At 73.6% G+C, this 21,500-nt stretch carries 19 protein-coding genes and 1 pseudogene; 13 read left to right on the top strand and 7 right to left on the bottom strand.

Annotated features, from left to right (window positions below):
- Positions 1 to 4 precede the first annotated feature (4 nt).
- Positions 5 to 333: pseudogene (locus ABZY13_RS24345) on the bottom strand (deoxyxylulose-5-phosphate synthase).
- A 136-nt stretch (positions 334 to 469) separates the two neighbouring features.
- On the opposite strand from ABZY13_RS24345, the gene ABZY13_RS24340 reads away from it, so the two are divergent.
- Complete coding sequence (locus ABZY13_RS24340) at positions 470 to 2,110, top strand: ABC-F family ATP-binding cassette domain-containing protein (protein ID WP_356634155.1); 1,641 nt, start codon at positions 470 to 472, stop codon at positions 2,108 to 2,110.
- 88 nt (positions 2,111 to 2,198) lie between these two features.
- On the opposite strand, the gene ABZY13_RS24335 is transcribed toward ABZY13_RS24340, so the two are convergent.
- The 3 genes from ABZY13_RS24335 to ABZY13_RS24325 form a co-directional block, all read right to left on the bottom strand.
- The gene (locus ABZY13_RS24335; protein WP_356634153.1) at positions 2,199 to 4,568 is read right to left on the bottom strand and encodes a Tex family protein; all 2,370 of its coding nucleotides are present in this window, start codon (positions 4,566 to 4,568) and stop codon (positions 2,199 to 2,201) included.
- Between the two features lie 100 nt (positions 4,569 to 4,668).
- The gene (locus ABZY13_RS24330; protein ID WP_189698035.1) at positions 4,669 to 4,806 is read right to left on the bottom strand and encodes an LPFR motif small protein; all 138 of its coding nucleotides are present in this window, start codon (positions 4,804 to 4,806) and stop codon (positions 4,669 to 4,671) included.
- Between the two features lie 75 nt (positions 4,807 to 4,881).
- On the bottom strand, positions 4,882 to 5,631 hold the full coding sequence (locus ABZY13_RS24325) for an enoyl-CoA hydratase/isomerase family protein (protein ID WP_356634148.1): 750 nt from the start codon (positions 5,629 to 5,631) through the stop codon (positions 4,882 to 4,884).
- 277 nt (positions 5,632 to 5,908) lie between these two features.
- Here ABZY13_RS24325 and ABZY13_RS24320 point away from each other — a divergent pair, with 277 nt between their 5' ends.
- Positions 5,909 to 6,418, top strand: coding sequence for an ATP-binding protein (locus tag ABZY13_RS24320; RefSeq protein WP_356634253.1), 510 nt, complete (start codon positions 5,909 to 5,911; stop codon positions 6,416 to 6,418).
- Positions 6,419 to 6,421: 3 nt separating this feature from the next.
- Here the strand turns inward: ABZY13_RS24320 and idi are convergent, their stop codons facing one another.
- The 3 genes from idi to galE all read right to left on the bottom strand — a co-directional run bounded on the left by idi (position 6,422) and on the right by galE (position 9,241).
- Positions 6,422 to 7,015: an isopentenyl-diphosphate Delta-isomerase gene (gene idi, locus ABZY13_RS24315; RefSeq protein WP_356634146.1), complete on the bottom strand. Its 594-nt coding sequence runs from the start codon at positions 7,013 to 7,015 to the stop codon at positions 6,422 to 6,424.
- Positions 7,016 to 7,167: 152 nt separating this feature from the next.
- On the bottom strand, positions 7,168 to 8,136 hold the full coding sequence (locus tag ABZY13_RS24310; protein ID WP_356634144.1) for a cation diffusion facilitator family transporter: 969 nt from the start codon (positions 8,134 to 8,136) through the stop codon (positions 7,168 to 7,170).
- Between the two features lie 133 nt (positions 8,137 to 8,269).
- Positions 8,270 to 9,241, bottom strand: coding sequence for a UDP-glucose 4-epimerase GalE (gene galE, locus ABZY13_RS24305; RefSeq protein WP_356634142.1), 972 nt, complete (start codon positions 9,239 to 9,241; stop codon positions 8,270 to 8,272).
- Positions 9,242 to 9,505: 264 nt separating this feature from the next.
- On the opposite strand from galE, the gene ABZY13_RS24300 reads away from it, so the two are divergent.
- The 11 genes from ABZY13_RS24300 (at position 9,506) to ABZY13_RS24250 (ending at position 21,436) form a co-directional block, all read left to right on the top strand.
- Positions 9,506 to 11,314 (top strand): DUF5941 domain-containing protein, encoded by a 1,809-nt coding sequence (locus tag ABZY13_RS24300; protein ID WP_356634140.1) that lies wholly within the window; start codon positions 9,506 to 9,508, stop codon positions 11,312 to 11,314.
- Complete coding sequence (locus ABZY13_RS24295) at positions 11,311 to 12,063, top strand: phosphocholine cytidylyltransferase family protein (protein ID WP_356634138.1); 753 nt, start codon at positions 11,311 to 11,313, stop codon at positions 12,061 to 12,063. Before ABZY13_RS24300 ends, ABZY13_RS24295 begins: the two co-directional genes overlap by 4 nt.
- The gene (locus ABZY13_RS24290) at positions 12,051 to 13,112 is read left to right on the top strand and encodes an iron-containing alcohol dehydrogenase family protein (RefSeq protein WP_356634136.1); all 1,062 of its coding nucleotides are present in this window, start codon (positions 12,051 to 12,053) and stop codon (positions 13,110 to 13,112) included. The genes ABZY13_RS24295 and ABZY13_RS24290 overlap by 13 nt, the downstream gene beginning before the upstream one ends.
- The gene (locus tag ABZY13_RS24285) at positions 13,090 to 13,869 is read left to right on the top strand and encodes a CDP-alcohol phosphatidyltransferase family protein (RefSeq protein WP_356634134.1); all 780 of its coding nucleotides are present in this window, start codon (positions 13,090 to 13,092) and stop codon (positions 13,867 to 13,869) included. The genes ABZY13_RS24290 and ABZY13_RS24285 overlap by 23 nt, the downstream gene beginning before the upstream one ends.
- A gap of 20 nt (positions 13,870 to 13,889) precedes the next feature.
- Positions 13,890 to 14,762 (top strand): glycosyltransferase, encoded by an 873-nt coding sequence (locus tag ABZY13_RS24280; RefSeq protein WP_356634251.1) that lies wholly within the window; start codon positions 13,890 to 13,892, stop codon positions 14,760 to 14,762.
- Between the two features lie 95 nt (positions 14,763 to 14,857).
- Entirely contained in the window at positions 14,858 to 15,790 is a 933-nt protein-coding gene (locus ABZY13_RS24275) for an ABC transporter permease (protein WP_356634132.1), read from the top strand.
- Positions 15,783 to 16,562 (top strand): ABC transporter ATP-binding protein, encoded by a 780-nt coding sequence (locus ABZY13_RS24270; RefSeq protein WP_356634130.1) that lies wholly within the window; start codon positions 15,783 to 15,785, stop codon positions 16,560 to 16,562. The genes ABZY13_RS24275 and ABZY13_RS24270 overlap by 8 nt, the downstream gene beginning before the upstream one ends.
- Positions 16,563 to 16,910: 348 nt before the next feature.
- Complete coding sequence (gene hpnC, locus ABZY13_RS24265; protein ID WP_356634128.1) at positions 16,911 to 17,813, top strand: squalene synthase HpnC; 903 nt, start codon at positions 16,911 to 16,913, stop codon at positions 17,811 to 17,813.
- A complete protein-coding gene (gene hpnD / locus ABZY13_RS24260; RefSeq protein ID WP_356634126.1) occupies positions 17,810 to 18,760 on the top strand; it encodes a presqualene diphosphate synthase HpnD in 951 nt (316 codons plus the stop codon). The genes hpnC and hpnD overlap by 4 nt, the downstream gene beginning before the upstream one ends.
- Before the next feature lie 103 nt (positions 18,761 to 18,863).
- Positions 18,864 to 20,297, top strand: coding sequence for a hydroxysqualene dehydroxylase HpnE (gene hpnE / locus ABZY13_RS24255; RefSeq protein WP_356634124.1), 1,434 nt, complete (start codon positions 18,864 to 18,866; stop codon positions 20,295 to 20,297).
- Between the two features lie 74 nt (positions 20,298 to 20,371).
- Positions 20,372 to 21,436 carry a polyprenyl synthetase family protein gene (locus tag ABZY13_RS24250; protein WP_356634249.1) on the top strand — a complete coding sequence of 355 codons (1,065 nt, stop codon included), beginning with the start codon at positions 20,372 to 20,374 and terminating at the stop codon, positions 21,434 to 21,436.
- The last annotated feature ends 64 nt before the right edge of the window (positions 21,437 to 21,500 follow it).

The following is a 21,500-nucleotide window of genomic DNA, read 5'->3' as shown; positions in this document are numbered from 1 at the left end:
CCCGTCACGCCACGTCCCGCCGCGCGAGCGCCTCGGCGACGGACGAGCCGCCGCGCCGCGCGTACGCCGACCGCGCCCGCACTTCGCGCAGGGTCCTGGGCCGGTGGCCGGGCCCGCCGCAGCAGCTCTTGTGGAAGCCGACGCCGGCGTTCAGCAGCACGGTGAACGTCCGCCACGCCGCGACGTCCGCCGCCGAGGCGCCGCGAACGCCGACCCGGCGTGGATCATCGGCTGCGTGCAGCGCGGACAGTTCCGCTGCCGCGCCGGGTCGTGGGGCTGCTTGTAGGAGACCCTGCAACCGAGGCAGACGCCGGAGGTCTTCCCGTTGGCCATGGGCCCAGCGTAGGGATCGCCCCGCACGCGGCCCACCGGATTTCCGGCGCTCGGGCGACGCTCCGCGCGCCGGTCCCTCACCGGGGACGACGAGCCCGCGAGCCCTTCCTCCCGGGCCGTTAGGATCGGCGGTCTGATGACTGCCACCCTCGTCGCCAAGAACCTCGCCGCCGGGCACGGCGACCGTGCCCTGTTCAGCGGGCTCGACCTCGTCGTCGCGCCCGGAGACGTGATCGGGCTGGTCGGCGCCAACGGTGCCGGGAAGTCCACGCTGCTGCGCCTGCTGGCCGGCCTCGACGCCCCCGAGCAGGGCGATCTGCGCCTGTCCCCGCCGACGGCCACCGTCGGGCATCTGCCGCAGGAACCCGAGCGCCGGCCCGGCGAGACCGTCGGGCAGTTCCTGGCCCGCCGCACCGGCGTCGCCGAGGCCCAGCGGGCCATGGACGAGGCCACCCAGGCCCTGGTCGACGGCGCCCCGGGCGCGGACGACGCCTACGCCACGAGCCTGGAGCGCTGGCTCGCCCTCGGCGGCGCCGACCTGGAGGAGCGCGCCGAGGAGGTCGCCGACGCGCTGGGTCTCGCCGTCGGCCTCGACCAGGCCATGACCTCGCTGTCCGGCGGCCAGGCCGCCCGCGCGGGCCTCGCCTCCCTCCTGCTCTCCCGCTACGACGTCTTCCTGCTCGACGAGCCGACCAACGACCTCGACCTGGACGGCCTGGAGCGCCTCGAACGCTTCGTGAGCGGCCTGCGCGCCGGCACGGTCGTCGTCAGCCACGACCGCGAGTTCCTCGCCCGCACGGTCACCAAGGTCCTCGAACTCGACCCGGTCCAGCAGCGGATCACCCTCTTCGGCGGCGGCTACGAGGCCTACCTGGAGGAACGCGAGGTGGCCCGTCGGCACGCCCGCGAGGAGTACGAGGAGTTCGCCGACAAGAAGGCCGCCCTCCACGACCGCGCCCAGATGCAGCGGTCCTGGATGGACAAGGGCGTGAAGAACGCCCGGCGCAAGGCGGGCAACGACAACGACAAGATCGGCCGCAAGTTCCGCAGCGAGGCCAGCGAGAAGCAGGCCGCGAAGGCCCGCCAGACCCAGCGCATGATCGAGCGGCTCGAGGTGGTCGAGGAGCCGCGCAAGGAGTGGGAGCTGCGGATGGAGATCGCCGCCGCCCCCCGATCGGGCGCGGTCGTGGCGAGCCTGCGCGACGCCGAAGTGCGCCGCGGCGGCTTCGTCCTCGGCCCGGTCACCCTCCAGATCGACTGGGCGGACCGGGTCGCGGTCACCGGCCCCAACGGCGCCGGCAAGTCCACCCTGCTCGGCGCCCTGCTCGGCCGGGTCCCCGTGGACGCCGGCCACGCCGCTCTCGGCTCGGGCGTCCTGGTCGGCGAGGTCGACCAGGCCCGTCGGCTGTTCCACGGTCCCGAGTCGCTGCTCGACGCCTTCCAGGCCGCCGTACCCGACACCGAACCGGTCGACGTGCGCACCCTGCTGGCCAAGTTCGCGCTGAAGTCGGACCACGTCCTGCGCCCCGCCGCCACCCTCTCGCCGGGCGAGCGCACCCGCGCCGCCCTCGCCCTCCTCCAGGGCCGGGGCGTCAACCTGCTGGTCCTGGACGAGCCGACCAACCACCTCGACCTGCCCGCCATCGAGCAGCTGGAGTCGGCCCTGGACGCCTACACCGGCACCCTGCTCCTGGTGACGCACGACCGGCGGATGCTGGACGCGGTCCACGTGACCCGCCGTCTGGAGGTCGCCGGCGGCAAGGTGACCGAGCGCTGAGGCCCGGGCGCCGACGGCAAGGTGACCGAGCGCTGAGGCCCGGGCGCCGGCGGGACGGCACGGCCCCGCCGCCCCGCCGGCGCGTGCCTCAGCCCCGTCCGCCCTTCTTCGGGTCCAGCAGACCGGCCCGGCGCAGGGCGTCGGCCATCGCGCCGCCCGCCGGGGCCGGAGCCGCCGCCTGACGGCCGCCGCCCGACCGTCCGCCCTGCCGCTGCTGCGGCGGACGCCCCCCGCCCCGCTGCGGCCGGCGCTCGCCGGGGGCGCGGTCCTGCGCCGCGGCCTCGTCGTCCAGGCGCAGCGTCAGCGAGATCCGCTTGCGCGGGATGTCGACGTCGAGGACCTTCACCTTCACGATGTCGCCCGGCTTGACCACGTCCCGCGGGTCCTTGACGAACGTCTTCGACATCGCGGAGACGTGCACCAGACCGTCCTGGTGGACGCCGACGTCCACGAACGCGCCGAACGCGGCGACGTTGGTGACGACCCCCTCCAGGACCATCCCCGCCTCCAGGTCGGAGATCTTCTCCACGCCCTCCTTGAAAGCGGCGGTCCTGAAGGCCGGGCGAGGGTCGCGCCCCGGCTTCTCCAGTTCCTTGAGGATGTCGGTCACGGTCGGCAGACCGAACGTCTCGTCGACGAAGTCCTGCGGACGCAGCGAGCGCAGCACGCCGGTGTTGCCGATGAGCGAGGCCACCTCCTGCCCGGTGGTCTTCACCATCCGCCGCACCACCGGGTAGGCCTCCGGGTGCACGCTGGACGCGTCCAGCGGGTCGTCGCCGCCGCGGATGCGCAGGAAGCCCGCGCACTGCTCGTACGCCTTCGGGCCCAGCCGGGCCACCTTCTTCAGCTCCGCGCGGGACCGGAACGGGCCGTTGGCGTCCCGGTGCGTGACGATGTTCTCCGCGAGCCCCGAGGAGATGCCCGACACCCGGGCGAGGAGCGGCGCGGACGCGGTGTTGACGTCGACGCCGACGCCGTTCACACAGTCCTCCACCACCGCGTCCAGCGAGCGCGACAGCTTCACCTCGGACAGGTCGTGCTGGTACTGCCCGACGCCGATCGACTTCGGGTCGATCTTCACCAGCTCGGCGAGCGGGTCCTGCAGGCGGCGCGCGATCGACACCGCGCCGCGCAGCGACACGTCCATGTCGGGCAGTTCCTGCGAGGCGAACGCGGAGGCCGAGTACACCGAGGCGCCCGCCTCCGACACCATCACCTTGGTGAGGTTCAGCTCCGGGTGCCTCGCGATGAGTTCACCGGCCAGCTTGTCCGTCTCGCGCGACGCCGTGCCGTTGCCGATGGCGATCAGCTCGACCGCGTGCTCCTCGGCGAGCCGGGCCAGCCGGGCGATCGCCTCGTCCCAACGGTTGGCGGGGACGTGCGGGTGGATCACGTCCGTGGCGACGACCTTGCCGGTGGCGTCCACGACGGCCACCTTCACGCCCGTGCGGAAGCCGGGGTCCAGGCCGAGCGTCGCCCGGGTGCCGGCCGGGGCCGCGAGCAGCAGGTCGCGCAGGTTCGCCGCGAACACCCGCACCGCCTCGTCCTCGGCGGCGGTGCGCAGCCGCAGCCGCAGGTCGATGCCGAGGTGGACCAGGACGCGGGTGCGCCAGGCCCAGCGGACGGTGTCCGTCAGCCACTTGTCGGCGGGCCGCCCGCGGTCGGCGATCCCGAACCTCGCCGCGATGATCCCCTCGTACGACGACGGGCCCTCGACCGGCTCCTCCGGCTCCAGGACGAGGTCGAGGACCTCTTCCTTCTCGCCGCGCAGCATCGCCAGCACCCGGTGCGAGGGAAGCTCCGTGAACGGCTCGGCGAAGTCGAAGTAGTCCGCGAACTTCGCGCCCGACTCCTCCTTGCCCTCACGGACCTTGGCCACCAGTCGCCCGCGCACCCACATGCGCTCGCGCAGCTCGCCGATCAGGTCGGCGTCCTCCGAGAACCGCTCGGTCAGGATCGCCCGGGCGCCGTCGAGCGCGGCCTGCGGATCGGCCACGCCCTTGTCCGCGTCCACGAAGGCCGCGGCGGCGGCCGGGGGGTCGACGGACGGATCGGCGAGCAGCCCCTCGGCCAGCGGCTCCAGGCCCGCCTCACGGGCGATCTGCGCCTTGGTGCGCCGCTTGGGCTTGAACGGCAGGTAGATGTCCTCCAGCCGCGCCTTGGTCTCGGCGCCGCGGATCCGCGCCTCCAGTTCGTCGGTGAGCTTGCCCTGCTCGCGCACCGACTCCAGGATCGCCGTACGACGCTCCTCCAGCTCCCGCAGATAACGCAGCCGCTCCTCGATCGTGCGCAGCTGCGCGTCGTCGAGCATCTCGGTCGCTTCCTTGCGGTAGCGGGCGATGAAGGGCACCGTCGAACCGCCGTCGAGCAGCTCCACGGCAGCCTTCACCTGCCGCTCCCGTACGCCGAGCTCCTCGGCGATCCTGCCTTCGATGGACCCTGTGAGGGGTGTCGTCACGATCCCGTACCGCCTTCTCCACTTCGGGTTGCGCGGCAATTGTGGCAGGTGGCGCCGACACCCGGGGCGCAGGGCGCGATCCGCGCGCGCCGCCGCCGGTTCAAGCGCGGCGCGCACCCCGTCGGCCCGCGCCGGAGGCTCCGCCCAGGAGCCGGGCCACGGCCCGGAACGGCAGCGTCACGACCGTGGCGACGGCGCCGCCGATCTGCCGCAGGACATCCGCGATGGCACGGAACACGTCGATTCCCCTTTCGGTTCGCCGGTGTCGCCTTTCGAGCACCGGACGACCGCCGGGTACCGCGTGCGGCCCCCGCTAACCGGACGCGGTCCAGGTGAAGCGGGGCTGCCTGCGCTCCAGGAAGGCGGCGACGCCCTCCGCGGTGTCGCCGCCGGCGCGGGCCTGCGCGGCCCAGTGGGCGTCCCGGTCGGTGCGGCCGTTCGCGAACTCCTTCGCCGCGGCCTGCGTCAACTGGGAGCGGGACGCCAGCACCCGCGCGAAGGCGGCGACCCGCTCGTCCAGTTCCCCGCCGGGCAGCACCTCGTCGACCAGGCCGGTGCGCAGTGCCCGCTCGGCGTCGATCAAGTCACCGGAGAACAGCAGGTACTTGGCGGTCGCCGGGCCCACCAGCGCCACCAGCCGCCGGGTGGCGGAGGCCGGGTAGACGATGCCGAGCCGGGCCGGCGTCACCCCGAACAGCGCGCCCCCGTCCGCGAACCGCAGGTCGCAGGCCGCCGCGAGCTGCGCCCCGCCGCCCACGCAGTGCCCGCGCACCGCGGCCAGCGTCGGCTTCGGGAACGCGGCGAGCGCCTCCTCGGCGGCCACGGCCAGACCCTGCGCCTCCTCGGGCGACTCGCGCAGCGTGGAGATGTCCGCCCCGGCGCAGAAGGTGCCGCCCTCGCCGGTCAGCACCAGGACCCGTACTCCCGGATCGGCGGCGAGCCGGTCGAGCAGCGGCGGCAGCGCCCGCCACATCGCGGCCGTCATGGCGTTGCGCTTGGCCGGGTGGGCGATCACGACGGTGGCGACCGAGTCCGCGACCCGGTGCAGCAGCTGGGGCTCCATGCGCGGGATGCTAACCGCACCCCCGAGGGCCGCCTCCCGCCCCCCGGCGGCGCTGCCGGGAGCCCGGGAACGATCGGCGACAAACCCGTACAACCCGAATAGTTCGCAAAGTCGGCGCAGGTCGGACAGGAGTAGTCCTGACAGCCGCCCGCGTCATACGCAGGCGGTCAGAAGTGTTCGATACCCGCTGACTTGTGTTCAGCTCTCGAGCCCGGAGCGGCTCGTTATCAACACTCGACGTGTGGTGACAATCGAGTTCAAGGGTGGCGACCGGACGATGGAGAACCACGGGCGCGGGCCCGCCGCACGCCCCGCAGGCGGCGCGGACGCAGCCGTCGAGGACAGAACGCGCGAACCGCTGCCGTTCGAGGGCGTCTGGCGGTTCACCGCCCCCGCCGTCGACGCCTCGGTCCCGCAGGCCCGGCACGCGGTCCGCGACCTGCTGCGGCGCCAGGGCGTGCCGGTCTCGGACGACCTGCTCCAGGGCCTGCTGGTGATCGTCTCGGAGCTGGTCACGAACGCCGTACGGCACGCCGCGCTGCTCTCGCCGATGCTGGCCGTGGAGGTCGCCGTCGGCGCGGAGTGGCTGCGGCTGTCCGTCGAGGACAACCACCCCTACCGCCCGACCGCCCTGGAGGCGGACCACGGCCGGACGGGCGGGCGGGGGCTGCTGCTGGTGCGGGAGATCACCCGCGAGGCGGGCGGGGTGTGCGACGTCGAGCACACGGCGGGCGGCGGCAAGGTGATCTGGACCGCCCTGCCGCTCGGCACGGCGCGCCGGCCGTGAGGATCACCAGCCGGCCGACGGTCCGGTCAGTTCCCTGATCGCCGGACGGGCGGCGTCGAGCACCGTCATGAACCAGGCGGAGAACGGGTCGCGCGCGTGCCGCTCGGCCAGCTCCGCGGCGGTCACGAACGCCGTGTCGTGCACCTCCTGCGGGTCGGGCCCGGGAGCGGTCTGCACCAGGCCGACGAAGAGGTGGTTGTACTCCTGCTCCACCAGGCCCGAGGCCGGGTCCGGGTGGTTGTAGCGGACGGTGCCGGCCTCGGCGAGCAGCGCCGGCGAGACTCCCAGCTCCTCGTGCGTGCGCCGGGCCGCCGCCGCGAACGGGGCCTCGCCCGGGTAGGGGTGGCCGCAGCAGGTGTTGGACCACACACCGGGGGAGTGGTACTTGCCCAGCGCCCGCTGCTGGAGCAGCAGCCGGCCGTGGTGGTCGAAGAGGAAGACCGAGAACGCGCGGTGCAGCCGCCCCGGAGCCCGGTGCGCGGAGAGTTTCTCCGCGGTGCCGATCGTCCTGCCGTCCTCGTCGACGAGTTCCAGCAAGATCGCTTCCGCGGCGCCGCTCGACGAACCGTCCGTCGTGGTGGCAGGTGTGATCGGCATACCCATCCTTCGCCTCGTTCCTCGCCCCAGTCTGCCGTACCCGTACGGTCCTGCGGGCGCTTGCGGGGTGCCCGCATGTCCCGCGCCGCGCGCGGGCGGGGCCAGTGGGTGATCATGCCCGGCCGTGCCGGGCGGAACCGCCCGCTCCCGGTTCAGTGGCACAGATGCGCCTCGTGCTCGGCGTGGCCGCCGGGCTCCAGCTGGAAGGTGCAGTGCTCCACGTCGAAGTGGCCGCCCAGACAGCCCTGGAGTTCGTGCAGCATCTTCTCGTGCCCTATGGCGTTCAGGACGTCGGAGCTGACGACGACGTGCGCGGACAGCACCGGCAGGCCCGAGGTGATCGTCCAGGCGTGCAGGTCGTGGACGTCCTCGACGCCGTCCAGAGCGAGGATGTGCGCCCGGACCTCGGCCATGTCGACGCCCTTGGGGGCGGCCTCCAGCAGGACGTCGAGGGTCTCGCGCAACAGCTTCAGCGTGCGCGGCACGATCATCAGACCGATCACCAGCGAGGCGATCGGATCGGCCGCCTGCCAGCCCGTGGTGACGATCACCACCGCCGCGATCAGCACCGCGACCGAGCCCAGGGCGTCGGCCGCGACCTCCAGGAACGCGCCGCGCACATTGAGGCTCTCCCGCTGGCCGCGCATCAGCAGTGTGAGGGAGATCATGTTCGCGGCCAGACCGATCAGCGCGAACACGGCGGTGAGCCCGCCCTCGGTCCCCGCCGGCGTCATGAACCGCTGGACCGCCTCGAACAGGACGTAACCGCCGACGCCGAGCAGCAGAAGGCAGTTGGCCAGCGCGGCGAGGATCTCGGCGCGGGCGTAGCCGAAGGTGCGGTTGGCGCTCGCGGGCAGGTTGGCGAAGTGGATCGCCAGCAGCGCCATGCCGAGCCCCAGCGCGTCCGTCGCCATGTGCGCGGCGTCCGCGATCAGCGCGAGGGAGTCCGCGAGGACGCCGCCGACGATCTCGACCACCATCACCGTGAGCGTGATGGCGAGAGCGACCCGCAGCCGGCCGCGGTACGCCCCGGCGGCCGTGCCGGTGACCGGCGCGCCGTGCGCGTGCCCGTGTCCGTGACCATGCGCATGACCGTGCCCGTGGCCGTGCCCAGCCCCCATGAGAGCCGTCCTTCCCGATCGGTCCGGCTCACAGTGAACTACGGGCGGGCGGCGGCGGGCAACGCGGCACTGAACACCGTTGTCATATGCGCTGACCTGCGGAAACGAACCGCAGGTCAGCGGCGGGCGGCCCTTACCCGGCGTGGTGCAGCCGCCACCCGGCCCACGCCGACTCCACCATCTCCCGCACCCCCCGGCGGGCCGTCCAGCCCAGCTCCTCGGCGGCCCGCGCGGCGGAGGCGACGGCACGCGGTGCGTCCCCGGGGCGGCGCCCCTCCACCACGGCCGCCCGCCGGTCCCCGGTCACCTCGCCGATCAGCGAGACCAGCTCCCGTACGGAGACGCCCTCGCCGCGTCCGATGTTCACCGTGAGGTCGTCCGCCCCGCCGGGGCCGCAGAGCCGTCGGGCCGCCGCGAGATGGGCCTCGGCGAGGTCGGCGACATGGATGTAGTCGCGCACGCAGGTGCCGTCCGGCGTCGGATAGTCGTCGCCGAAGATCCGCGGGGCCTCGCCCCGGGTGAGCCGGTCGAAGACCATCGGCACGATGTTGAAGACACCGGTGTCCGCGAGCTGCGGCGCCGCCGCCCCCGCCACGTTGAAGTAGCGCAGGCACGCCGTGCGGATGCCGTGCGCCCGGCCCGCCGCCCGGACCAGCCACTCGCCGGCGAGCTTGGTCTCGCCGTACGGGTTCACCGGGGCGCAGGGGGTGTCCTCGGTGATGAGGTCCACATCGGGGTTGCCGTAGACGGCGGCGGAGGAGGAGAACAGGAACCGCCCGATCCCGGCCTCGGCCACGGCCTCCAGCAGCGTCGCGAGGCCGCCCACGTTCTCCCGGTAGTACAGCTCCGGCCGCGCCACGGACTGCGCCACCTGCTTGCGGGCGGCCAGGTGCACCACGCCGGTCACGTCGTACTCGGCGAACACCCGCCGCAGCAGCCCCGCGTCCGCGGAGGAGCCCCGCACGAGCGGCACGCCCTCGGGCAGCCGCCCGGCCACACCGGCCGACAGATCGTCCAGCGCGACGACCCGCTCCCCGGCATCGCCCATGACCCGCGCCACATGCGCCCCGATGTACCCGGCCCCACCAGTGATCACCCACGTCATGGCAGCCCACCCTAAGCGGTTCACGGAGCCCGGCCCGCCGCCCCCGACGCCCCCGCCCCCCGGCAACGCCACGCGCAAGCCCCACCGACCACTCCATGAACGGCCGGTGAACGCAAGGGTCCCGTCATCCGATAACCTCTGCCGACATGCCGCCCGCCGGGTGCGGTCGAGTGCCGGTCGTGCACGGGCCCTGCCGCAGCCGAGGGCGCCCCCACCATGTACACGACCGGCGTGCACGCGTCGGCCTCCAGGGAGTGAGTTCGGTTGCCGACCGCCATCCTCACCGGAACGCCGGTGCCCGGATCGCCGCTCGAGGGCGATCTGCGCTCCCTCGGCTTCGAGGTGCGCACCGCCGTCGACGCCGCCGAGACGGAGACCCTCCTCGCCGGGACGCCCGGCGAGGAACGGGTCGCGGTGGTGGACGCCGGTTTCGTCGGTCACCCGCACGCCCTGCGCCTCGGCCTCACCGACCCCCGCTTCCCGCTCGCCGCGATCCCCGGCGCCGTCACCGCCCAGCCGGCCGGCCGCGGGGCCCTGACCCGTGCCATGGCCCGCGAGAACTCTGCCGACGAGCACTCCGGCGCCCCACTCGCCGACCGTGTCGCCGCCGCGCTCGACGCCGACGGCGCCGCCGTGCACCGCCCCGACCTCGGCAGCCTCGTCGCCGTCGTGCCCGCCGATCCGCAGGCCCGCAACGAGGCGCGCCAGGCCGTCGCCGCCGTCGACGACGAGGCCGTACGCCTGAAGTCGGCCGTCAAGGCCCGCGACGGCTTCTTCACCACCTTCTGCGTCAGCCCGTACTCCCGCCACCTCGCCCGCTGGTGCGCCCGCCGCGGACTGACCCCCAACCAGGTCACCACCGCCTCGCTGCTCACCGCCCTGATCGCGGCGGCCTGCGCGGCCACCGGCACCCGCGGCGGCTTCGTCGCGGCCGGCGTGCTGCTCATCGCCTCCTTCGTGCTGGACTGCACCGACGGCCAGCTCGCCCGCTACTCCCTGCAGTACTCCACCCTCGGCGCCTGGCTCGACGCCACCTTCGACCGGGCCAAGGAGTACGCCTACTACGCCGGCCTCGCCCTCGGCGCCGCCCGCGGCGGCGACGACGTCTGGGCGCTGGCGCTCGGCGCGATGGTGCTCCAGACCTGCCGGCACGTCGTGGACTTCTCCTTCAACGAGGCGAACCACGACGCCGTGGCCAACACCAGCCCCACCGCCGCCCTCTCCGGCCGCCTCGACGGCGTCGGCTGGACGGTGTGGGCGCGGCGCATGATCGTGCTGCCGATCGGCGAGCGCTGGGCGATGATCGCCGTCCTCACCGCCGCCACCACGCCCCGCGTCACCTTCTACGCCCTGCTCATCGGCTGCGCCTTCGCCGCGACGTACACCACGGCGGGCCGTGTGCTGCGCTCGGTGACGCGCCGGGCGAGCAGGACCGACCGCGCCGCGCGGGCGCTCGCCGACCTCGCGGACGGCGGCCCGCTCGCGCAGGGCTTCGCGGCGGCGTTCCGCGGCCCCGCGCGCCGCCTCCCCGGCTTCACCGCCCCCGCCGTCGCGTTCCTCGGCGGCGCCGTGATGATCCTCACTGCCGCGCTCACCGGCTTCGGCGGCCCCTGGCCGGTCGCCGCCGCCCTCTTCTACGCCGTGACCTCGGGCCTCGCGGTCGCCCGCCCGCTCAAGGGCGGCCTCGACTGGCTCGTCCCGCCGCTGCTGCGTGCCGCCGAGTACGGCACCGTTCTGACCCTCGGAATCAAAGCGGGGGTGAACGGAGTGCTTCCGGCGGCTTTCGGCCTGGTGGCCGCCGTCGCCTACCATCACTACGACACGGTTTATCGCATCCGCGGCGACGCGGGTGCTCCCCCGCAGTGGCTGGTGCGGACGATCGGCGGCCAGGAGGGCCGGACGCTCGCGGTCGCCGCGCTCGCCGTCCTGCCGACCGCCGCGCAGTTCGAGGCCGCGCTCACGGTGCTCGCCGTGGCCGTCGCCGTGGTGGTGCTCGCCGAGAGCATCCGCTTCTGGGTCCTGGCCCACCGGGCCGGAGCACCCGCCGTACACGACGAAGGAGAACCCGCATGATCGGCCTCGTGCTGGCGGCCGGCGCCGGACGGCGTCTGCGCCCCTACACCGACACCCTGCCCAAGGCGCTGGTGCCGGTGGGGCCCGCGGGCACCGAGGACGGCCCCACGGTTCTCGACCTCACCCTCGGCAACTTCGCCGAGATCGGCCTGACCGAGGCCGCGATCATCGTCGGCTACCGCAAGGAGGCCGTGTACGCGCGCAAGGAGGCCCTGGAGAAGACGTACGGCCTCAAGCTCACCCTGATCGACAACGACCGGGCCGAGGAGTGGAACAACGCCTACTCCCTGTGGTGCGGCCGGGACGCCCTCAAGGACGGCGTGATCCTCGCCAACGGCGACACCGTCCACCCGGTCTCCGTCGAGCGGACCCTCCTCGCCGCCCGCGGCGACGGCAAGAAGATCATCCTCGCCCTGGACACCGTGAAGTCCCTGGCCGACGAGGAGATGAAGGTCGTCGTCGGCGCCGAGGGCGGCGTCGAGAGGATCACCAAGCTGATGGACCCGGCCGAGGCCACCGGCGAGTACATCGGCGTCACGCTCATCGAGGGCGACGCCGCCCCGGACCTCGCCGACGCGCTGAAGACGGTCTGGGAGACCGACCCGCAGCAGTTCTACGAGCACGGCTACCAGGAACTGGTCCACCGGGGCTTCCGCATCGACGTCGCGCCCATCGGCGAGGTCGACTGGGTGGAGATCGACAACCACGAGGATCTCGCCCGGGGACGGGAGATCGCGTGCCGGTACTGACCAGGCTCATACCCTCCCCGGTCGTCGTCGACATCCGCCCCGGCGCCCTCGACGACCTGGCCGGCGTGCTCGCCGACGAGCGGATCTCGCACTCCGGCAAGCTCGCCGTGGCCGTCAGCGGCGGCTCCGGCGCCCGGCTGCGCGACCGCGTCGGCCCCCAGCTGCCCGGCGCCACCTGGTACGAGGTCGGCGGCGGCACCCTCGACGACGCCGTCCGGCTCGCCACCGACATACGGGCGGGCCACTTCGACGCCCTCGTCGGACTCGGCGGCGGCAAGATCATCGACTGCGCCAAGTTCGCCGCCGCCCGCGTCGGCCTGCCGCTGGTCGCCGTGCCGACCAACCTCGCGCACGACGGCCTGTGCTCGCCCGTCGCCACCCTCGACAACGACGCCGGCCGCGGCTCGTACGGCGTCCCGAACCCCATCGGCGTCGTCATCGACCTCGACGTCGTCCGCGAGGCCCCGGTCCGCTACGTCCGGGCCGGCATCGGCGACGCCGTCTCCAACGTCTCCGCGATCCGCGACTGGGAGCTGGCCCACCGGGTCAAGGGCGAGAAGATCGACGGCCTGGCCGCCGCCATGGCCCGCCAGGCCGGCGAGGCCGTGCTGCGCCACCCCGGCGGCGTCGGCGACAACGACTTCCTCCAGGTGCTCGCCGAGGCCCTGGTCCTCAGCGGCATCGCCATGTCCGTCTCGGGCGACTCCCGCCCCTCCTCCGGCGCCTGCCACGAGATCAACCACGCCTTCGACCTGCTGTACCCGAAGCGCGCCGCCGCCCACGGCGAGCAGTGCGGCCTCGGCGCGGCCTTCGCCATGTACCTGCGCGGGGCCCACGAGGAGTCGGCGTACATGGCCGAGGTGCTGCGCCGGCACGGGCTGCCGGTGCTGCCGGAGGAGATCGGCTTCACCCCGGACGAGTTCGTCCGCGTCGTGGAGTTCGCCCCGCGGACCCGGCCCGGCCGCTACACGATCCTCGAACACCTCGACCTGCAAACCCACCAGATCAAGGACGTCTACGCCGACTATGTCAAGGCCATCGGTAGCTGAACTCCGCCCGGTCGTCCACCCCGCGGGGGTCAAGGACCGGCGCAGCGGTGAGCACTGGATGGGACGCCTCTACATGCGCGAGGTGTCCCTGCGGGTGGACCGCTACCTGGTGAACACCAGGGTGACGCCGAACCAGCTCACGTACCTGATGACCGTCTGCGGCGTACTCGCCGCCCCGGCCCTGCTGGTGCCGGGGATCTGGGGCGCCGTGCTCGGCGTCGTCATGGTCCAGCTGTACCTGCTGCTCGACTGCGTCGACGGCGAGATCGCCCGCTGGAAGAAGCAGTACTCGCTCGGCGGCGTCTACCTGGACCGGGTCGGCGCCTACCTCACCGACGCCGCCGTGCTCACCGGCTTCGGGCTGCGCGCCGCCGACCTGTGGGGGAGCGGGCGGATCGACTGGCTGTGGGCCTTCCTCGGCACCCTCGCCGCCCTCGGCGCGATCCTGATCAAGGCCGAGACCGACCTGGTCGGCGTCGCCCGGCACCAGGGCGGGCTGCCGCCGGTGCAGGAGTCGGCGTCCGAGCCCCGCTCGTCCGGCATGGCGCTGGCCCGCCGCGCCGCCGCCGCGCTGAAGTTCCACCGGCTGATCCTCGGCATCGAGGCGTCCCTGCTGATCCTGGTCCTCGCGCTCGCCGACGCCGCCCGCGGCGACCTGTTCTTCTCCCGGCTCGGCGTCGCGGTGCTGGCCGGCATCGCCCTGCTCCAGACGGTGCTGCACCTGGTGTCCGTCCTCGTCTCCAGCCGGCTGCGGTGAGCGCCGTGACCGCTTCCCCGCTGAAGGTCGGCGCGGTGATCATCACCATGGGCAACCGCCCCGACGAACTGCGCGCCCTGCTGGAGTCGGTGGCCAAGCAGGACGGCGACCCGATATCCGTGGTCGTCGTCGGCAACGGCTCGCCCGTGCCCGAGGTCCCCGAGGGCGTGCGCACCGTGGAGCTGCCCGAGAACCTCGGCATACCCGGTGGCCGCAACGTCGGCATCGAGGCCTTCGGCCCCAGCGGCCGGGACGTGGACATCCTGCTCTTCCTGGACGACGACGGACTGCTCGCCCGCACCGACACCGCCGAGCTGTGCCGCGAGGCCTTCGCCGCCGACCCGAGGCTCGGCATCATCAGCTTCCGCATCGCCGACCCGGACACCGGCCTCACCCAGCGCCGCCACGTCCCGAGGCTGCGCGCCTCCGACCCGATGCGCTCCTCGCGGGTCACCACCTTCCTCGGCGGCGCCAACGCCGTGCGCACCCGGGTCTTCGCCGAGGTCGGCGGCCTGCCGGACGCGTTCTTCTACGCCCACGAGGAGACCGACCTGGCCTGGCGGGCCCTGGACGCGGGCTGGCTGATCGACTACCGGTCGGACATGGTGCTGTACCACCCGACGACCGCGCCCTCCCGGCACGCGGTCTACCACCGCATGGTCGCCCGCAACCGGGTCTGGCTGGCCCGCCGCAACCTGCCCGCCGCCCTGGTCCCGGCCTACCTCGGCTGCTGGCTGCTGCTCACCCTGGCCCGCCGGCCCTCGCGGCCGGCGCTGCGGGCGTGGTTCGGCGGCTTCCGGGAAGGCTGGACGACACCGTGCGGTCCGCGCCGCCCCATGAAGTGGCGTACGGTGTGGCGGCTGACCCGACTGGGACGCCCTCCTGTCATCTGACAAGCTCGGTCCTGAGAGCATGCGGGCGTAACGCTCGGCTCGGCGCCTGGCCGGCCCGCGCCGGCCGCGCATCCCGAAGACGAAAGTTTCCGCTTGTGAGTGAGACAACGCACGACGACGGCACGGTCGCGGTGACCGCGGCCCCGTCACCCGACGAGGGGCTGACCGCGGCGGAGCTGGCCGCCAAGTACGGCCTGACCGTGAGCGGCGCCCGGCCCTCCGTCGTCGAGTACGTCCGCCGGCTCTGGGGCCGCCGGCACTTCATCATCGCCTTCTCCCGGGCGAAGCTGACCGCCCAGTACAGCCAGGCCAAGCTGGGCCAGCTGTGGCAGGTGGTCACGCCGCTGCTGAACGCCGCCGTCTACTTCTTCGTCTTCGGCGTCATCCTGGAGGCGGACCGCGGGATGCCCCGCGAGGTGTACATCCCCTTCCTCGTCACCGGCGTGTTCGTGTTCACCTTCACGCAGAGCTCGGTGATGGCGGGCGTGCGCGCGATCTCCGGCAACCTCGGCCTGGTCCGCGCGCTGCACTTCCCGCGTGCCTCGCTGCCGATCTCCTTCGCGCTCCAGCAGCTCCAGCAACTGCTGTTCTCGATGATCGTGCTGTTCGCCGTGACCTGGGGCTTCGGCAGCTACCCCGATCTGTCCTGGGCCTTGATCGTGCCGGTGCTGGCGCTGCAGTTCCTGTTCAACACCGGGCTGGCCCTGATCATGGCCCGCGCGGGCGCCAAGACCCCGGACCTCGCGCAGCTGATGCCGTTCGTGATGCGCACCTGGATGTACGCCTCCGGCGTGATGTACTCCATCCCGATCATGCTGGCCGACAAGCCGGCCTGGATCGGGAACATCCTCCAGTGGAACCCGGCGGCGATCTACATGGACCTGATGCGCTTCGCCCTGATCGACGGGTACGGCTCCAAGAACCTCCCGGACCACGTCTGGGCCATCGCCGCCGGCTGGGCCGTGCTCTTCGCGGTCGGCGGCTTCGTCTACTTCTGGAAGGCCGAGGAGAGGTACGGCCGTGGCTGACACGACCCCCGGGGCCCCGATCCCCACCGTCATCGCCGACGACCTGCACATCGTCTACCGCGTCAACGGCACCCGCACCGGCAAGGGCAGCGCCACCGCCGCCCTCAGCCGCATCCTGCGGCGCGGTGAGGAACGCGGGGTGCGCCAGGTGCACGCCGTGCGCGGCGTGTCGTTCGTCGCCCACCGCGGCGAGGCCATCGGGCTCATCGGCTCCAACGGCTCCGGCAAGTCGACCCTGCTGCGGGCCATCGCGGGCCTGCTCCCGGCCGAGCGGGGCAAGGTCTACACCAACGGCCAGCCCTCGCTGCTCGGCGTCAACGCCGCCCTGATGAACGACCTGACCGGGGAGCGCAACGTCATATTGGGCGGCCTCGCCATGGGCATGTCCCGCGAGCAGATCAAGGAGCGCTACCAGGAGATCGTCGACTTCTCGGGCATCAACGAGAAGGGCGACTTCATCACCCTGCCGATGCGCACCTACTCCTCCGGCATGGCGGCCCGGCTGCGGTTCTCCATCGCCGCCGCCAAGGACCACGACGTCCTCATGATCGACGAGGCGCTCGCCACCGGCGACCGCAAGTTCCAGAAGCGCTCCGAAGAACGCATCCGCGAGCTGCGCAAGCAGGCGGGCACGGTGTTCCTGGTCAGCCACAACAACAAGTCCATCCGCGACACCTGCGACCGCGTCCTGTGGCTGGAGCGCGGCGAACTGCGCCTGGACGGCCCCACCGACGAGGTCCTCAAGGAGTACGAGAAGTTCACGAGCCGTTAGGGCCCCTTCCCGCCGGAACTCCCGCAGGGCCGTCGCGCCCGCGAAGAGAATGTCAACTGCGGTCGCCCGCAGGACTCTTCACGCCAATCGGTGCTTTCTTGTGATGCCCCGGACACCCCCACGGTCCGGGGCGCGCTGCACAACGTAAGCTGTACCGGTGCCGAATCACGGCAAGTGGGGCGATAACGCGCGACACCCTTCACCGGAGCCGCTGTGGGGAGCGCGGGCGGCGTGTCCGAAATAGTGCGTTTTGAGTCAACAGTGTAGAACGGGAGACATGACGGCTATGGCTACGGAAACTCCCCGGCTCCGAGAGGCATGCGCCGTCCCCGCCCCGGGCAGCAAACGGTGACGCGAACCGCCCAGGCGCGCCCCGGCGACCCGGAGCGCGCCACGCTCGACAAGGCCGCCGCCGAGAACTTCCCGGTGGCCCCGTTCTTCCTGCCCAGGGCCTGGCGCGACGACCTCATGGCCGTCTACGGCTTCGCCCGCCTGGTCGACGACATCGGCGACGGCGACCTGGCCCCCGGCGGCGCCGACGCGCGGCTGCTCGGCGTGTCGCCCGCGGACGCCGAGGACCGGCTGGTCCTGCTGGACGCCTTCGAGGCGGACCTGCGCCGCGTCTTCGACTCCACCCCGCGCCACCCCCTGCTGCGCCGCCTCCAGCCCACGGTCCGCCGCCGCGCGCTGACCCCCGAGCCGTTCCTCGGCCTGATCGCCGCCAACCGCCGCGACCAGCTCGTCGGCCGCTACGAGACCTACGACGACCTCCTCGCGTACTGCGAACTGTCGGCCAACCCGGTCGGCAGGCTCGTCCTCGGCGTCACCGGCACCAGCACCCCCGAGCGGGTCCGCCGCTCGGACGCGGTCTGCACCGCCCTGCAGATCGTGGAGCACCTCCAGGACGTGGCCGAGGACCTCGCCCGCGACCGCGTGTATCTGCCCGCCGAGGACATGAAACGCTTTCACGTGACCGAGGCCGACCTCGCCCGGCCCACCGCCGGCGCGTCGGTGCGCGCGCTCATCGCCTTCGAGGCCCGGCGCGCCCGTGGCCTGCTGGCCGAGGGCGCGCCGCTGGTGGCGAGCGTGAGCGGCCGGCTGCGGCTGCTGCTCGCCGGGTTCGTGGGGGGCGGGCGCGCGGCGCTCGACGCCGTAGCCGCCGCCGGTTTCGACGTGCTGCCCGGCCCGCCCCGGCCCGGCAGGCTCCGGTTGCTGCGCCAGGTGGGCGTGACCCTGCGAGGAGAAAGGTGATCGGGACCGTGGACTTCGCGCCCCAGCCGTCCGCGCCGGTGATCGCCGCCTACGGCTACTGCGAGACCGTCACCGGACAGCAGGCGCGCAACTTCGCCTACGGCATCCGGCTGCTGCCCACGCCCAAGCGGCGCGCGATGTCGGCCCTGTACGCCTTCTCCCGGCGCGTCGACGACATCGGCGACGGCGCGCTCGGCCCGGACGTGAAGACCGCCCGGCTGGAGGAGACCCGCGCCCTGCTCGCCCGGGTCCGCGAGGACGCCGTCGCCGAGGACGACACCGACCCGGTCGGGGTGGCCCTCGCCGACGCCGCCCGGCGCTTCCCCATCCCGCTCGACGGCCTGGACGAGCTGATCGACGGCGTCCTGATGGACGTACGCGGCAAGACCTACGAGACCTGGGACGACCTGAAGGCGTACTGCCGCTGTGTGGCCGGCGCCATCGGCCGGCTCTCGCTCGGCGTGTTCGGCACCGCACCGGGGGCGCGCGGCGTCGAGCGAGCGCCGGAGTACGCCGACACGCTCGGCCTCGCGCTCCAGCTGACCAACATCCTGCGGGACGTCCGCGAGGACGCCGAGGGCGGGCGCGTGTACCTGCCCGCCGACGACCTCGCCAAGTTCGGCTGCTCGGCCGGGTTCGACGGTCCCCACCCGCCGGAGGGCGCCGACTTCGCCGGCCTCGTCCACTTCGAGGTCCGCCGCGCCCGCGCCCTGTTCGCCGAGGGTTACCAGCTCCTGCCCCTGCTCGACCGGCGCAGCGGCGCCTGCGTGGCCGCCATGGCCGGCATCTACCGCCGGCTGCTGGACCGCATCGAGCGCGACCCGCACGCCGTGCTGCGCGGCCGGGTCTCGCTGCCCGGACACGAGAAGGCCTACGTCGCCGTGCGCGGCCTGTCCGGTCTGGACGCCCGGAACCTGAGCCGACGGAGCATCAGGGGGCGCACCTGATGGGCATGATGCTTGCGGGCGCCGTCACCGGAGGGGAGCGCCGGGGGGCCGCGCACCGGACCGTGACGGCCCACCGCGGCCGGCGCCCGGGGGAAGGGGCACGATGAGCGACGCGACACCGTCCGCACGGCCGCCCGCCGGCGGACCCGCGCGTTCCGGGGCGGCCCGCGACGCCGTCGTGGTCGGCGGCGGCCTCGCCGGCGTCACCGCGGCGCTCGCCCTCGCCGACGCCGGGGTGCGTGTCACCCTCCTCGAAGGCCGCCCGCGCCTGGGCGGACTGGCCTTCTCCTTCCGCCGCGGCGAGCTGACCGTCGACAACGGACAGCACGTGTACCTGCGCTGCTGCACCGCCTACCGCTGGTTCCTCGACCGGATCGGCGGCACGGACCTGGCCCCGCTGCAGCGCCGCCTCGACGTGCCCGTCGTCGACGTCACCCGGCCCGAGGGACGGCGGCTCGGCCGGCTGCGGCGCGACCCGCTGCCGGTCCCGCTCCACCTCGGGCGCAGCCTGGCGGCGTACCCGCACCTCTCCCTCGCCGACCGCGCCCGCGTCGGCCGGGCCGCGCTCGCCCTCAAGGGCCTCGACCTCGCCGACCCCGCCCTGGACGAGCGGGACTTCGGCGGCTGGCTGGCCGCGCACGGCCAGTCGCCGCGCGCCGTCGCGGCCCTGTGGGACCTGGTCGGCGTGGCCACGCTGAACGCCGTCGCGGGCGACGCCTCGCTGGCGCTCGCCGCGATGGTGTTCAAGACCGGTCTGCTGTCCGAGCCGGGCGCCGCCGACATCGGCTGGGCGAGCGTCCCGCTGGGCGAACTGCACGACGCCCTCGCCCGCCGGGCGCTCGACGCCGCAGGTGTGTGCGTGCGCACCCGCGCCCGTGTCACCTCCGTCTCCCGCGCCGACGACGGCCGCTGGGACGTGCGGACCACCGGCGAGAGCGTCGAGGCGGACGCGGTCGTCCTCGCCGTACCGCAGCGCGAGACGCACGACCTGCTGCCCGACGGCGCCCTCGACCACCCCGGCCGGCTCCTGGAGATCGGGGTCGCGCCGATCCTCAACGTCCACGTCGTCTACGACCGCAAGGTCCTCGCCACGCCCTTCCTCGCCGCGCTCGGCACCCCGGTGCAGTGGGTCTTCGACCGCACCGAGGCCTCCGGACTGCGGGCCGGCCAGTACCTGGCGCTGTCGCAGTCCGCCGCCCACGACGAGATCGACGCGCCCGTGGCCGCGCTGCGCGCACGCTACCTGCCCGAACTGCGGCGTCTGCTCCCGCTCACCCGCGGCGCCGAGGTGAAGGACTTCTTCGTGACCAGGGAGCGGACGGCCACGTTCGCCCCCGCCCCCGGCGTCGGACGGCTCAGGCCCGGCGCCCGCACCAAGGCCCCCGGCCTGTACCTGGCCGGAGCGTGGACCGCCACAGGGTGGCCCGCGACCATGGAAAGTGCGGTCCGCAGCGGTATCGGAGCGGCTGACGCCGCGCTGCGTGCCCTCGGCCGGCCCCGCCCGCGGCACCTCTTCGACGTCGAGGAGGCCGCCTGATGTCCCACCCCCACGGCACGGCGGCGGGCGCCCGCACTTCCGGTACCGCAACAAGAGGAGAGACTGTGCCCACTGTGCCCCCGGCCCCGGAGGCCGCTCGACGGACCACGGTGGACGTGACCGCGCTTCTGGAGCGCGGCCGGACCCTGGCCACCCCGGTGCTCCGGGCGGCCGTCGACCGCCTGGCGCCCCCCATGGACACGGTCGCCGCCTACCACCTGGGCTGGATCGACGCCCTGGGCAACCCCGCCGACGGCGACGGCGGCAAGGCCGTGCGCCCGGCCCTCGCGGTGCTCTCCGCCGAGGTCGCCGGCGCCCCGCCGGAGACCGGCGTGCCCGGCGCGGTCGCCGTAGAGCTGGTGCACAACTTCTCCCTTCTGCACGACGACCTGATGGACGGCGACGAACAGCGCCGCCACCGCGACACCGTCTGGAAGGTGCACGGCCCCGCCCAGGCGATCCTGGTCGGCGACGCCATGTTCGCCCTGGCCAACGAGCTGCTGCTGGAGCTGGGCACCATCGACGCCGGCCGCGCCACCCGCCGGCTCGCCACCGCCACCCGCGCCCTGATCGACGGCCAGGCCCAGGACATCTCCTACGAGCACCGCGACCGCGTCAGCGTCGAGGAGTGCCTGGAGATGGAGGGCAACAAGACCGGCGCCCTGCTGGCCTGCGCCAGCTCCATCGGCGCCGTGCTCGGCGGCGCGGACGACCGCACCGCCGACGCCCTGGAGAAGTACGGCTATCACCTCGGCCTCGCCTTCCAGGCCGTCGACGACCTGCTCGGCATCTGGGGCGACCCGGCGGCCACCGGCAAGCGGACCTGGAGCGACCTGCGCCAGCGCAAGAAGTCCCTGCCGGTCGTCGCCGCGCTCGCCGCGGGCGGCCCCGCCTCCGAGCGGCTCGCCGACCTGCTCGCCGCCGACGCCAAGAGCAGCGAGTTCGAGAACTTCTCCGAGGAGGAGTTCGCCGCCCGCGCCGCCCTCATCGAGGAGGCCGGCGGCCGCGACTGGACCGCCGAGGAAGCACGACGCCAGCACACCATCGCCATCGAAGCCCTCGACGCCGTGGACATGCCCGCCCCGGTCCGGGACCGGTTCGCGGCGCTCGCGGACTTCGTCGTCGTACGAAAGAGATGATCACTATCGGTCGAATAACCCTCGCGTAGTCGCCGGCCGGCGCAGCGCACCCGTGCGCGGCGCC

Source organism: Streptomyces sp. NPDC006610 (assembly GCF_040611575.1).
GTDB lineage: Bacteria > Actinomycetota > Actinomycetes > Streptomycetales > Streptomycetaceae > Streptomyces.
Note: the sequence above shows the minus strand (reverse complement) of the source record. Positions and strands in the feature narration are given on the sequence as shown.

Coding starts and splice junctions, on each gene's coding strand:
- ABZY13_RS24340 (WP_356634155.1), top strand. CDS start 470: ATGACTGCCACCCTCGTCGCCAAGAACCTCGCCGCCGGGCACGGCGAC.
- ABZY13_RS24325 (WP_356634148.1), bottom strand. CDS start 5,631: ATGGAGCCCCAGCTGCTGCACCGGGTCGCGGACTCGGTCGCCACCGTC.
- ABZY13_RS24320 (WP_356634253.1), top strand. CDS start 5,909: ATGGAGAACCACGGGCGCGGGCCCGCCGCACGCCCCGCAGGCGGCGCG.
- idi (WP_356634146.1), bottom strand. CDS start 7,015: ATGCCGATCACACCTGCCACCACGACGGACGGTTCGTCGAGCGGCGCC.
- ABZY13_RS24310 (WP_356634144.1), bottom strand. CDS start 8,136: ATGGGGGCTGGGCACGGCCACGGGCACGGTCATGCGCATGGTCACGGA.
- galE (WP_356634142.1), bottom strand. CDS start 9,241: ATGACGTGGGTGATCACTGGTGGGGCCGGGTACATCGGGGCGCATGTG.
- ABZY13_RS24295 (WP_356634138.1), top strand. CDS start 11,311: ATGATCGGCCTCGTGCTGGCGGCCGGCGCCGGACGGCGTCTGCGCCCC.
- ABZY13_RS24285 (WP_356634134.1), top strand. CDS start 13,090: ATGTCAAGGCCATCGGTAGCTGAACTCCGCCCGGTCGTCCACCCCGCG.
- hpnE (WP_356634124.1), top strand. CDS start 18,864: ATGAGCGACGCGACACCGTCCGCACGGCCGCCCGCCGGCGGACCCGCG.